The organism is Bacillus sp. LLTC93 (assembly GCF_002993125.1).
GTDB classification, from domain to species: Bacteria; Bacillota; Bacilli; order Bacillales; family Bacillaceae; genus Bacillus; species Bacillus zhangzhouensis.
The window spans coordinates 509,321-523,205 of the sequence record NZ_PVME01000002.1; the positions used below are offsets into that span (position 1 = coordinate 509,321).

Sequence of the window (13,885 nt, forward strand, 5' to 3'; positions counted from 1 at the left end):
GCTGCCGAGAGACGTTCTCGAGCAGCCTAGAGGAGTTTCTTAGGCACCCCTCATGTATGTGTTCTTATCTAAAATAGCCTGACACGCCGCTTGAAATACCCGATGCTAATCGATCTTTATACGTGGCAGATTTCAAAATATTTGAATCAACTGGACTGGAAACGAAACCAGTTTCTAAGAGAACACTTGGCATCTTAGAGTACTTAATGACATAGAAGCCAGCTGTTTTCACACCACGGTCTCTTGTGCCTAGAGCACTGACCATTTTAGGCTGGATGTTTTGCGCCAGCTTCAGGCTGTTTGCAGCCGCATATGTTTTGTCATAATACGTTTCTGTTCCGTTTGCACTGCTGTTATCATTTGAGTTGGCATGGACACTAATGAAGATATCTGCTGTTGCATTCGCGCCTTTGCTCACTCGTGTTTGAAGACTATCAAATGTGTCTGATGTTCTTGACATGGTAACAAGTGCACCAGCGTTGTTTAATTTCGTATTTAAACGCTTTGCTACATCTAAATTCAAGTTCTTTTCATATAATCCGTAGCCTACAGCTCCTGAATCATGAGCGCCATGACCTGGGTCAATGAATACTTTTTTCCCGATGACAGGGTTTTTCAATTGATTCACGACAGTTGGTGTCACCGTATTTGTACTGCCTACGACAGTAAATTTGGTGATTTTTTTACTGCTAATCGTCGCTCTTGTTACTTTTGGTACCGTCTTTTCATTCGTTAGAAGCAATGCTTTGTTTTGCTTCGCCGCAATTCCTGCCGCAGATGATGAAGTGGCATAGCCAAATCCTCTTGATACATACGTGTTATTTATACTCATATTGTATTTCTTCACAATATTCGCAGCGACATCATAACGAGTAGAGCCTTTGATGCGCGTTGGAGATTTCAACTGATTGTAAGCTGCTTTTGTGACGTAATTCTCTCCGCCTACTACAATGGTTTGTTTGACATTGCTTGCTTTTGCAACAGAAGCGATTTCAGAACGAAGTCCCTTTTTATCTGTGTATAGAATTGGGAATCCTTTTTGTGCCGCTACAGGTGCAATCGCAATCCCATGCGCATAGAAGGAACCTTCAACGACAACGACACCTGCTGGCGTTTTCATTTTTTTCGCGATATTCGCAGATAGTTCATATCGGTTTTTCCCAGAAATACGTTGTGTGGAAATGCCCATTTTCTTTACTTGGTTGACCACGTTGTTTGACACACTTGATGTGCTGCCTAAGACAATGACCGTCTTTGTCTTTAATGCCGTTAAAGCTTTTTTCGTATCGCCCGAAAGACTTGTACTGTTTGTGTAAAGAACTGGTCCATTTTTTTGATGTGCGAGTGGAATCCCTGCCGTTGCATCTGCATACGCAGTTTTTCCTACTAAAACGACTGTACTTGCAGTTCCCCATCCTTTTTTCGCTACGTTTGCCGCTACAGCATACCGGCTCCCACCGTCAATTCGTGAGACTGAATTATCTGCCGAAGCTGTTGGAACGATAACGAAAATGGCGATGAGGCTGAGGATGGCTGTTTTCATGATTGAGCGCATCTTCTGAGTCCTCCTTTTATCTTTTAATAGTTTGTTAGTTTCGTACCTGGATAGTAGAACGAAAGTATGGAAGAGTATGAGTTTCCAGATTCAGCTCTAGCTTTGGCTCCGTATTGGCTCATGCCAATGCCGTGACCATACCCTTTTCCTGAAATCGTGAAGTCATTTGTATTGTTTTTCACTGACGCAAACGTGCTTTTGACCTTTGTTGCGCCCATGACTGATCTAAACTCTGTCATCTTCATACTTGCCGTTGTGCTTTTGTTCACTGTATACGTGCCTGTCTTGTTTTTCAGATGGTATGTCAACTTGATGGATACCGTCTTTGCACGCTGGCCTTTTGTTTTCCCTGAAAACGTAAGGCTTGAGATTGTTGCGATTTTCATATCAGATGCAGCTGTTTCTTTGTTTTTCAAAAGCCATGATTTGAGACCAGCAAGGTCGGCTGTATTTGTCTCTTTTGCCTTAGACCACTGAGATGCTGCTGTACTTGCAGTTAATGTAGTGCCTAATTGTTTTTTAGAGAGTTTAAGTGTCCAAGCATTGACCGGATCTTTTGTGTCCTTTTTGGCCACTAAGTACGGCAGTGCATTTGCCCACACTTCTTCACTTGCCTCTGTATAACCGCCGTTACTAGAATAATAGGTTGCTGAAATGAGTTGATTGTTATATTTCAGAACCTTTCCTTTTGTGGCATCGACAGCTTTTGTCGAATTCGTGTACCAGTTATATCCTCCATATACTTGGAAGGCTGTTGTATCAGGTACGACTTTTCCAATACTTTTCACTGAATACGTTCTAGCGGCAACTGCCTGTGCTTTTAATGCTTCAACATGCCAGCTTGCAGGCATTTCATTAGGCACAACACCTTTTAGATAGTCTTCAAATGGAATATTTTCGAGAGTCGGCCTGATATTACCTGATTCAATTGCAAAGTTTACATTACCTAAGTAAGGCTTTCCTGCAATTTGAAGGACATTTTTCGTTGAATATTTCTCAGGAACAACTCTTAATGTGTTATACGTCTTTATACCTTTTAATGAAATTTTTCCGTTAGAAATATTCAATTGGTAGTTTTGATTTTTTTTCAGATAGACTTGTTTGGCTAATGAATTTTTCAAGCTATCTTTAATCGCACTTGTGCTACCAGCAAGGTGGTAAGCATATGTACCTTTTTCTTTCAGCAGTGCTTTTAATGACGCTGTGACAGAATCCGGTTTCACATACACAACGGTACTGTTGGATTTTGCAGCCAATTGCGACATCGGCATGGCATAAATATAGCTAGCGGCTTTTGCCAAATAGACTTTATCTGCATTGATATTTAGTTTCTTGATAATATTCACAGATAATTCGTAGCGATTGGCACCGCTGATTCGTGTCACCTGTGAGGTTTTTTTGATTTGATTCTCTACTTTTTGTCCAGTACTTTTCGTACTGCCGATGATGATGACTTTACTTGGCATTTTATAAGACGGAATGGAATCTTTTTTTGTTAACAGGATTGGGTATCCCTTTCTCGATGCATAGGATGCGATCGCAATCCCATTCATAAACGAGTTCCCGCCAACAACGACGGCTTGCTTATAGTTGCCCATTTCTTTAGCAATTTTTTGGGATATTTCAAACTTGTCTTTTCCACTAATACGTCTGACTTTGCCATACTTTTTAATGGATTTCTCAGCAGCTGTTGAAATACTTTTCGTATTACCGACAATCAGGATGTTATCCGGCTTCATTTTCTTCAGCTGGTTTTCTGTTGTTTTGGTCAGCTTTTCAATATTCGTGTACAAAATGGGCGCACCAAGCTTGTATGCAAGCGGCGATACAGAAATGGCATGATCAAATGCGTCTCGGCTGACAATCACAACGGTTGAAGGATTTGACCAGCCAGCAGATGCGATGCTATTGGCTACTTCATATCGATTTTTGCCATCATATCTTTTCGTAACAGCGACATTAGATCCTGAAAGCTTGTATTCTCCAGTTGTAGATAGATCCATACTTTTTTTGTTTCCGATATAATTAGACAATTTCACTGAAATTGTCGAGCTAGCCGTGGCAGACTGAAAGGGTGCAACTAGTAGAGTCAGTGTCATGAGAACGATTAGTGTAATGCCTGTTTTCTTCAATTTTGTTCATCCCGCCCATCTTTTTTACTTCTGTTTTTCTATCTTCTGAATTTCCTTTTGACCACTGTCATTGATAAAGTAAGAGATTTCTACTTTGTCACCTGGTTTAAATTCATTTAACACATCTTTAAAATTATCCGTAAACTCATAGCTTAATGTCGTATTCACTTTTTTCACTTCGACTGTATGTGCATCAGCCATTCCAATAAATTCAGCTTTTTCTTCCAGCACCTGAGGAGTTGAACTGCTTGTCTTGTTTTCTCCTGAGGACTGCTCAGCCGTTCCACATGCTGTGAGCACGATACCTAGTAGTAGTATTAAGAACGGTAAAACGACGATTTTCTTCATTTTTTTCACCTCATGTCTTTGTATCGTCTTATAACTTAATATTTTAAGGTAAATTTAAGGTTTTTTGAAACCTTTTTTTTGTTACAACGTCTATATCTAGGTTCAGAGTAAAAAAATAACTTGTTTATCAAGATTCGTAAACCTATAATCATGGAAGAATCATAGAAAAGGTGAGGGACATTATGAGAGCTGAGAGAAAAAGAAAGAAGAAAAAGGTTCTTTGGATTGTTTTATCGATTATTGGCTTATTCGTATTAGCAACTGGCGGATACGCATATCATCTTTGGAACACAGCAGCATCAACCGTCGCAGGCATTCAGGAGAACTTAAAGAAGTCAGATAAGCGTGACAAAGATATCGATTTAAGTAAAAAAGACCCGATCTCCATTTTAGTGATGGGTGTCGATGAAAGAAAGAATGACCGCGGCCGTGCAGATACATTAATATACATGACAGTGAATCCGAAAACCAAAACAACCGAGATGGTAAGTATTCCGCGTGATACGTATACTAAGATTGTCGGAAAAGGCACAATGGATAAAATCAACCACTCCTATGCATTCGGCGGCACACAAATGGCAGCTGATACAGTAGAAGAACTGCTTGATGTACCTGTTGATTATTTTGTCAAAGTCAATATGGAGAGCTTTAAAGATATTGTCGATACACTTGGCGGCATCACGGTGAATAGCACGTTTGCTTTCAGCTATGACGGTCATTCTTTTGGTACAGGAGAGATTAACCTGAATGGTGATCAAGCCCTTGCCTATACAAGAATGAGAAAGCAAGATCCAAAAGGTGACTTCGGACGTCAGCAAAGACAGCGTCAAGTGATTGAAGGCATCATTGCAAAAGGTGCCAACATTTCATCCATTACGAAATTCGGCGATATGTTCAAAGTTGTAGAAAATAACATGAAAACAAACATGTCATTTGACGATATGTGGACGATGATGAATGATTATCGTGATGCTAGAAAGCGTGTGAAACAGCACGAGTTGAAAGGCACAGGCACACGAATCAATAACATTTATTACTACCAGCTTGATGACAGTAGTTTAGCGAAAGTGAAGAAGGAATTGAAGGAAAGTTTGGAACAGTAAAAAAGAAGACTACAGGAATGTAGTCTTCTCAGATTGTTGACAAAGGGCTAAAATGATCTTTATTTTAGCCCTTTGTCTTCTTTTCAGCGTGATTGAAAACCTTTGAAGTCTAGGAAGGACGAGCACCGGAGCGGAGCGAATTTGACATTCGTGAGCACCGGCGCGCAGGACTGACACCGAATGCGAGGGTTTGTCTACACGCTGAGAAGACTACAGGAATGTAGTCTTCTTTTTTTATGATTGAAATGGGGCTGGCTTTTCTTCACTTAATCCAAAACGATGAAGGAGCTCTTGAACGATTCGTTTCGACGCTTGTCCATCACCATAAGGGTTAGAAGCCTTCGACATTTTGTCGTACTCTTGCTGGTCTTCTAGCAGCTCTTTTGCCATCTGGTAAATGGTATCCTCATCTGTCCCAGCAAGCTTGAGCGTGCCAGCTTTGACGCCTTCTGGGCGTTCCGTTGTATCACGCAGCACCAATACTGGCTTCCCTAAAGAAGGAGCCTCCTCTTGCACGCCGCCAGAATCCGTTAAAATAAAGTGTGAAGCTGCCGCAAAGTTATGGAAATCAACCACTTCAAGCGGTTCAATTAAGTGCACACGATCGAGATTACTGAATTCCGTCTGAGCCGCATCACGAACGGCAGGATTTAAATGAACAGGGTATACGACTTGTACATCTTCGAACTCTTCTACAACACGTCTAATCGCTCTAAACATGTTTTTCATCGGTTGGCCAAGATTCTCCCTGCGATGAGCTGTTAACAAAATCATTTTATCTGTGCCTATTTTCTCTAAAATAGGATGTTGATACTGTTCTGTGACCGTTGTTTGCAGAGCGTCAATGGCGGTATTCCCTGTCACACATATGGTCTCTTCTTTTTTATTTTCTACCAAAAGATTCTGCTTCGCCTCATTTGTAGGTGAAAAATGAATATCGGCAATGGTGCCTGTCATTTGACGGTTCAATTCCTCTGGGAATGGTGAATACTTATTGTGTGTTCTTAGGCCTGCCTCAACATGACCAACTGAAATTTGGTGATAAAAAGCAGCCAGACTTCCCGCAAAGGTTGTCGTTGTGTCACCATGAACAAGGACAATATCAGGCTTTTCCTCTTGGAATAACTGATCTAGCTTCAACAGTGCATTTGATGTGATTTCTGATAATGTTTGACGCTGTTTCATGATGTTTAGATCATGATCTGGCGTAATAGAAAAAGCTTCAAGGACTTGGTCAAGCATTTCTCTATGCTGAGCTGTTACAGTGACAATTGAATTTATTTGTGGATGTTTATTAAGTTCAAGGACAAGTGGAGCCATTTTGATTGCTTCAGGTCTAGTACCGAAAATAGTCATTACATTTAGTTTTTTCACTTGTTTATGCCTCTTTCCTAGTATAGTACTTTCAATTATACACAATTTGGAGGATAAATTTAATGATATAAAAAAAGAAATTTAACATTGAATTAACGTTATATTTCTTTTTCCTTTACATTTAACATATAAAATATGAATTACTAAAGTTCATTTTAGTGAAATCATTTGTCTTTCCTATGATTTGTAAGTTACACTTTAATAAGACGACCAAGAACACACATTGAATGATTAAATCGGTTATCTATGTAAGGAAGGTGCAAAGTTCATTGAAAAAAGTACGTAAAGCCATTATACCAGCTGCAGGTCTCGGGACACGTTTCCTCCCTGCCACAAAGGCCATGCCTAAAGAAATGCTACCAATCGTTGATAAACCAACCATTCAATATATTATTGAAGAAGCTGTTGAATCAGGAATTGAAGACATTATTATCGTCACTGGAAAAGGAAAAAGAGCCATTGAGGACCATTTCGATTTTGCACCAGAGCTTGAGCGGAACCTTGAGGAAAAAGGGAAGAGCGAGCTTTTAGAAAAGGTGAGAAAGTCCTCTAATATTGCTGACATTCATTACATACGTCAAAAGGAACCGAAGGGACTTGGACACGCCGTTTGGTGCGCACGTAACTTCATCGGTGATGAACCTTTTGCTGTTTTACTAGGTGATGACATTGTTCAAGCCGAAACACCTGGGCTTCGCCAGCTGATGGATGAATATGAAAAAACCCTTTCATCTGTGATCGGCGTTCAGCAGGTAGCAGACAGCGATACGCATCGCTACGGGATCATTGATCCTCTTACACAAGAAGGACGTCGCTATCAGGTGAAGAACTTTGTTGAAAAGCCGCCGCAAGGAACAGCACCATCGAATTTAGCCATCTTAGGCCGCTACATATTCACGCCAGAGATCTTTATGTACCTCGATCAACAAGAAATTGGTGCAGGCGGAGAAATTCAACTGACAGATGCCATCCAAAAGCTCAATGACATCCAGCGTGTATTTGCCTATGATTTTGAAGGAAAACGATATGATGTCGGAGAGAAGCAAGGTTTCATTGAAACGACTCTTGAGTTTGCCCTTCAGGATGAAGATCTGAAAAAGAAACTCATTCCATTTATGAAACAGCTTCTTGAAAAAGAAGAAGCCAATTAAAAAAAGCTGCCGGCATCGGCAGCTTTTTATTTGATCGCTGAAATCGTCAGCGTATGCTGTTCATTATCAATGACAAACAGGTTATTTTCGCCCTTCACTGCGAATTTCGTCTGTTTCTCATTCATCCAGACATTTTGTTCTGTCAGCCCAAGTGTTGAAGGAGAAATTGGCATAATCTCGCGGAACACAATCGCGTGAGCTTGACCATTTTGAATCACATAATCGGTTTTCTCTGTGGTCAATCGCTCAATGGTGTCGCCTTGATCACTTTTGATCGAGCTCAGCGTTTGCATTCTTTGCTGAAGCACAGATTCTTCTTTTCCAAGGAAAGAAAGTAAGTACTCATATGAACCTGCTGATGCAGGTGATACATAGGAATTGAACTGTCCTGGTCCAATGGATAATGGCTTCAATTCATCTGCAGCTTGCAGTGCATCAGGTTTCACAAAATACGTCTCTGACGCTGTTTTGATTTGAACAGTTTGTTTATTTTCAGCCACAGCCTGTACTTCTTGTCCAAATGGTAAAGTGACATCCGCCTTTTTTTTCATGGCTTGATCTTTGTAAACCGTCACTGGATCTGCCGTGACAACGGCCTGTTGATCCACCTTTTTCATATCAGGCGCACCCTTCGTCTTAGGATTCTTTGACTGAGGCACCTCTGTCTTATCTGATGGTATTGCACCAAATGTTGCTAGCGTACGAAGCGGGCGATCCGAAAACATAGAAAGGGCAAGCAAGATGGTTAAGACCGCTATAATGGTCACTTGAAATGCTGGTCCAAAAAATGAACGTCGTTTCCCGTTTTCATTATAACGAGACACCTTTGCTGTCTTTTGTACGCCTTTTCGACCTTCCTTGTGTTTCAGTTGGTATTCTTTCTTCTCTTTCTTGGAAAGCTTGTTAAACCACTGGACAAACTCTTTGTATTCTTCCACAACCTTATCCGTATCATCAAACATGCGCAGTTCACCATAATGCATCCAAGCAACCCGATCGCAAATCTTTTGGATTTGGCCAATGGAGTGACTGACAAAAAAGATCGTCTTTCCTTGTTCCTTAAACTCTGTAATTCGATCGACACATTTTTGATAGAAGGTTTGGTCTCCAACAGACAATGCTTCATCAATAATGAGAATATCTGGATCGATATGCGCTGAAATGGCAAAGCCAAGACGTGATTTCATTCCGCTTGAATAGCTCTTTACAGGCTGATCAATAAAGTCACCAATATCCGCAAACTCTACGATTTTTTCATAAAGCTCGTCTATCTCCTTATTCGTCAGCCCCATCATTAAGCACTTTAAACGAATGTTGTCTTTACCGCTTAACTGATTGTTCAGCCCTGCCGCAATGGCAATCAACGAAGGCTGGCCGTCCATATCAATTTCACCAGTTGTTGGTGGTATGATTTTCGCCAAAAGATTCGACATCGTTGATTTTCCAGAACCGTTGATCCCTACAAAACCAATTGTCTCACCTTCATATACGTCAAAGGAAACGTTACGAACAGCAAAGAAACCTTTATTATTTTTATTAGGAAAAAACAGCCCTTTGATTTTATCTGACTGCTTTTTATATAGAAAATACTGCTTGGATACGTTTCGAAACGAAACCTTTAGTTTCATCGTATAATCTCCTTACTTTTTAAAGAAAATCGACAAATTTATCCCTAAATTTCAAATGTAGCAATGAGCCAACTATTAAAAGGAGGAATGTGATCAGCCAAAAATAGAGCGTATATTTGACATCTTGAAAGAACCAATCTCCTTTAATAAAACTTTTCCTAAACCCATCAATGATATAGTATAGAGGATTTAATTTTAAGGTAGTAGCAATCCATTCATACTTACCAGTAAATTTATCTCCAATATCCCACAAGATAGGCAATAAAAACATCAGCAGCCTTGTTAATGATTGTAATAGTTGTTGATAATCCCGAACAAGTACACTGATCGTTGAATTAAATAGGCTGAAAGCAAACATAAACACTATCATGCAGATAAGGTAATAAATATATTGAATCCAATGGATATCCGGATATATGCCATTTGCTATGAGCATAATGACATAAATAGCCATCATTAAAAAATAGCTGAATAAATTTGATGTGATGACTACTGAAGGCAGCGCGCTAATAGGGAAGTTCATTTTAGATACTAAATTAATACGCTTAAAAACACTATTTGCACCCTCTGTAATAGTCGAGCTGATAAAAAACCATGGGATTAAACCAGCTAACATCCAAATGAGAAAAGGAATACTTACGTGAGAACCATCTGCCATTTCCGCGGTTCTTCCAGCCCCTCTAAGGCCTAAACCGAACACAAACCAATAAGCCATAATTTGAATTAAAGGGTTCAGTAATTGCCACAGCACACCCAGATAATTCAATTGATATTTTGATTTTGTTTCATAAATAGCTAACCTTAAAATTAATGGCATTGAACCAAACTGCTCTTTTAGAATTTTATACAATGCATTCACTCTAATCTTCCTTAATTTTAATTGAATAGAATAGATCCTATATTGATAAAAGTACCGCTCATAATTGTAACAGAAAAGTGGTTTCTTTTCATCTTTCACCATTATACAAAGTAGTCACATTTGGGTAACATATATTTTAAAACGATTTCTACGCTAGCCCATGAAGAAAAACACTTGAAATGAAGAATACACAAGAAACTTTGTTTACGCTTCAAATATTAAACGCCTTATGTCAAACATAAGGCGTTTAGAATTAAGCTTAATCTTTTAGAAACTCTATTATTTTATCGTTTTTCCATTTCATACCTTCATACAATTTCAAAATGTTTTTTAATATTTCTTTTGCCTCACTTCGATCCTCATCTTCAATATTGCTAAATTTCTTTAAATACCAATTATCTACATAATTTTCTAATTTATCTTTTTTATAAGCCACTAATAAATTTTCGCGCTTTAACCAATCGATTCTTTCTTTTTCTAGCACTAAATACTTTTCAAAAAACTTCTTATTAATTCGATTAATCGATGAATTTTCTACCATAGCATAATAAATATGGACGGGCGTATTCAGCACCTTAAAAGATTTAGTCTTCATCAACATCTCATGAAAGAATAAGGTATCCTCACCAATTGCTCCTTCAACCATTTTAAGTTGATTCTTTAATAATAAATCTCTTTTTACTATTAAGGCCTGTATACTCATTGCTTTAAATGAAGCCTTAATTAAAAAGTCTGAATGCGGAGCATGTCTGTAATCAATCCCGTCATTAAGTGACATCATATTAGGATAATAAGAAGACAATCCCTTTATATCTGATAGTCTAACCATGTTTCCGATAAACATATCATGATCCTCTTCTAATGAACTATCTAGCAGTTCTTTGTATCCATCAGTTATGGCTTCATTATCTGGGTCTAAGTAAGTTACCCATTTTGCAGAAGCAAACTCCAACCCCTTATTTCTTGGTCTAGACGCGCTGCCACTTCCACCTTGTGGATACATAAACATCTTTACATTGTCAAAATGTTTATCAAGTGCCTGCACTATATAAGGCGTCATGTTGTCAGTCGAACCATCGTCAACTAAGATGATTTCCATTTGTTCAAAAATAGAACTTCTTTGTAAGCTTTTGAAACATTTATAAAGAAGGTGCCGGCCATTATTATAAATAGGAATAATAACAGATAAGTCATACTCACGAACTTGCTTACTTCTCACGACATCATTTGAAGTTACTGATAGCTCTAGAGGATCAACACTATATCCATTAGGAATGGTGGCATTTGATATTGATTTAATATCTTCCCAATTAAATGAGTCACTCCAAAAAACAGTTCTAAAACGATCTTCTATTTTTTCAATATAATTATGTTCTACACCTTTAGTTAATTCACCGTTATGCTCATAGGCATCTTTTGTTATATAGTCACAATTTGTGTACTTGAATGCATTGATCATATCTTCTAAATAAAATTGACCATATTCATATTTATTGCTAAAACAAGCTACGATATCAAAACTTCTGTACAATTCCTCAGTCACTTCATCTTGAGAAATGAGTTTCTTATCAGGATAGGATTGTTTATTAAACATTTCTATTATATGTTCGTCTAAACTTTCCGCAACAACAAGAACTTTTCGTTTCAAAAGATTCGTCTGATGATCACTTACTACTTGTATCAATTCCTGTACTCTATGAAAGGCGGTTTCTGACCTTAAAACTGTTCGCACACCTTCCATTTGGGTTTGATACATCTCTCTTTTAGACATTTTTTGCAAATAAACTTTCAGTTCTTCACTCGTATTAGCTAAAAACACATTAGGAAATTTGCTATTAATCCCGACACTGTAATTCGATATGACAACTGTACCTGTAGCTTGAAGTTCATATACTCGATTAGCAAACATTGTGTTGCTATCTTTAACAGAATTTAGATTTAAAGTGAAGTCATATAATTTGTGTATTTTTTGCAGAGTTTCATGATCGGTGGATTCTACAATAAATGGCACATATTCTTTCGGATAAAAATGACGGTCAGATTCTAACTCGAAGTTTCTGTCAACAATAGTCAAATCTCTACCTGCATTGATCACGCCTTCAAATAGCTCCCGTGTATCTTCTTGCCTCGATGGATATTTCTGATACCAAGAACCTGCGAATAAAATATCTTCTCTTCTATTTATTCTCGTACCAATTGGATTGTGATAAAGAGGGTTAACTGCAAATTCGAGTGTATTATATGATGTAGCATTCGGACAATCTTTTTTGTAATCCTGTAATTTTTCACTGCATGTTGTAAAAATATGGTCCGCCTGCTGCGCCAAATCAACATAATATTCATAATTAACTGGATCTTCTTTTGAATAAAAAATCACCGGAATATTTTTGCTTTTATAAAACTGAATTATGGCCTTTATTTCGTTCCTTACCTTTTTAATTTTAGGATTGCCAAGTCCTTTCCATTTCCCATCCAACCCTTTCCAAGCGGTTGACAATAAAAACAAATCAATCTTTTCAGCCTCTTTTTTATAATTACCTTGATGAATATAAATAAAGTTCGCTGCATCCTTTAAACTTTTATACAAGAATTCATCCGCAATAATTCCAATGGAAACATTACTTTTTTGAAAGTACTTCGTTCCATTACTAGAAGGTAAGTTTTCAATTTGAGGTTTGACTGAATCATAAAAGCCTTTTTTATGATTTTTTTTCATATATTGAACATATTCTTTTCTCTCGTGCTCAGAAACTTTCCCATCATCTGAAGGATGATGAGAAAGCTTCTGAGAAGGTGTTTTTTCCAATAAACTATCTAGCTCTTTAAAGTCTTTATTTTGATTAAAAACTTTTAGCATTTCCTTATAATAGGCGAGCTCTTGAATAGCACTTGTTTTTTTCTTTTGATTTAGTAATAAATGGTTCTGGTATTTCCCCACTCAAATTCACCTATTCTTTCTTTTTTGAGATTTATATCTCCAGTAAGCTAGTGTCAATCTACCTAATTTGGATGAGGATAGAGCTTCATAACGTCTTTTTATTAGGTTTAGTTCTTTTTCAGTCTTATTAGCTTGTTCTAATATTTTTCTCTCATTAGATACTAAATTCAACTTTTCTTCTTTTGCCTCTACTAATCTTTTTAACAGTTTTGAGGTTAATTCAGTACCCTGATTTTCATTTTGACTTTTATCTTCTATTTGTTTTATTCGTGAGAATATACTTAGAAAATTTTCTGCAAAGTCAATTTCATTAGAAATTGCTGGGATAGCGATAAACCCTGTCCATAAAGGTCTGACAACTTGTTCCATCCTGTAATCTTTTTTATGCAAGTAAAGTAACAGGGCTAAAATTGACTTTAATTGCAATGAATTTTGATCATGGTTAATCCAAAATAACAAAACACCATCATCTTTTAAAAACGGCAGCGCCTTGTCCACTAATCGATCTGTGTCCAACATAAATTCTGTTGCATTCCCCAACACGATAGTATCTATTTTTTCGGACTGCTTAGACAAAGAACTTTCTTCAATGATTTCTTTGCCTATAAAAGATAGATATTTCTTTTCCTCTTCTCCTAAACCAAATTGAAAGAAGACTCTTTTTCCCCTAGTGTTTGTTAATAACCAGTTTTCTGGTTGTTCAGCATTTTCTTTGAAAATATTAAAAATTTCTTTTGAAGGTGTATCCATTGCTGCTCCTTTCTATGAAAACCACGCTTTACATCCACCAAGGAAAA

10 protein-coding genes are annotated in these 13,885 nt (G+C 37.8%); 2 read left to right on the plus strand and 8 right to left on the minus strand.

Going from position 1 to position 13,885, the window contains the following annotated elements; translation table 11 throughout:
• Window positions 1-64: 64 nt before the first annotated feature.
• Genes C6W18_RS07845 through C6W18_RS07855 form a run of 3 tightly spaced genes read right to left on the minus strand, consistent with a single transcriptional unit; the run spans window position 65 to window position 4,035 of the window.
• Window positions 65-1,555 carry an N-acetylmuramoyl-L-alanine amidase gene (locus C6W18_RS07845; protein ID WP_034318555.1) on the minus strand — a complete coding sequence of 497 codons (1,491 nt, stop codon included), beginning with the start codon at window positions 1,553-1,555 and terminating at the stop codon, window positions 65-67.
• A 23-nt stretch (window positions 1,556-1,578) separates the two neighbouring features.
• A complete protein-coding gene (locus C6W18_RS07850) occupies window positions 1,579-3,687 on the minus strand; it encodes a SpoIID/LytB domain-containing protein (RefSeq protein WP_034318553.1) in 2,109 nt (702 codons plus the stop codon).
• A 24-nt stretch (window positions 3,688-3,711) separates the two neighbouring features.
• Entirely contained in the window at window positions 3,712-4,035 is a 324-nt protein-coding gene (locus C6W18_RS07855) for a hypothetical protein (RefSeq protein ID WP_035701604.1), read from the minus strand.
• 182 nt (window positions 4,036-4,217) lie between these two features.
• On the opposite strand from C6W18_RS07855, the gene tagU reads away from it, so the two are divergent.
• Entirely contained in the window at window positions 4,218-5,138 is a 921-nt protein-coding gene (gene tagU / locus C6W18_RS07860; protein WP_105927084.1) for a polyisoprenyl-teichoic acid--peptidoglycan teichoic acid transferase TagU, read from the plus strand.
• A gap of 234 nt (window positions 5,139-5,372) precedes the next feature.
• On the opposite strand, the gene wecB is transcribed toward tagU, so the two are convergent.
• Window positions 5,373-6,512, minus strand: coding sequence for a non-hydrolyzing UDP-N-acetylglucosamine 2-epimerase (gene wecB / locus C6W18_RS07865; protein ID WP_105927086.1), 1,140 nt, complete (start codon window positions 6,510-6,512; stop codon window positions 5,373-5,375).
• Between the two features lie 269 nt (window positions 6,513-6,781).
• Here wecB and galU point away from each other — a divergent pair, with 269 nt between their 5' ends.
• A complete protein-coding gene (gene galU, locus C6W18_RS07870; protein WP_034318540.1) occupies window positions 6,782-7,663 on the plus strand; it encodes a UTP--glucose-1-phosphate uridylyltransferase GalU in 882 nt (293 codons plus the stop codon).
• A gap of 26 nt (window positions 7,664-7,689) precedes the next feature.
• Here galU and tagH read toward each other — a convergent pair whose 3' ends face one another.
• The 4 genes from tagH to C6W18_RS07890 all read right to left on the minus strand — a co-directional run bounded on the left by tagH (window position 7,690) and on the right by C6W18_RS07890 (window position 13,838).
• The gene (tagH, locus tag C6W18_RS07875; RefSeq protein WP_105927088.1) at window positions 7,690-9,291 is read right to left on the minus strand and encodes a teichoic acids export ABC transporter ATP-binding subunit TagH; all 1,602 of its coding nucleotides are present in this window, start codon (window positions 9,289-9,291) and stop codon (window positions 7,690-7,692) included.
• Between the two features lie 19 nt (window positions 9,292-9,310).
• Window positions 9,311-10,150, minus strand: coding sequence for an ABC transporter permease (locus C6W18_RS07880; protein ID WP_105927090.1), 840 nt, complete (start codon window positions 10,148-10,150; stop codon window positions 9,311-9,313).
• 259 nt (window positions 10,151-10,409) lie between these two features.
• Entirely contained in the window at window positions 10,410-13,088 is a 2,679-nt protein-coding gene (locus C6W18_RS07885) for a glycosyltransferase (protein ID WP_223251654.1), read from the minus strand.
• A gap of 6 nt (window positions 13,089-13,094) precedes the next feature.
• Window positions 13,095-13,838 (minus strand): hypothetical protein, encoded by a 744-nt coding sequence (locus tag C6W18_RS07890; protein WP_105927092.1) that lies wholly within the window; start codon window positions 13,836-13,838, stop codon window positions 13,095-13,097.
• Window positions 13,839-13,885: the final 47 nt, after the last annotated feature.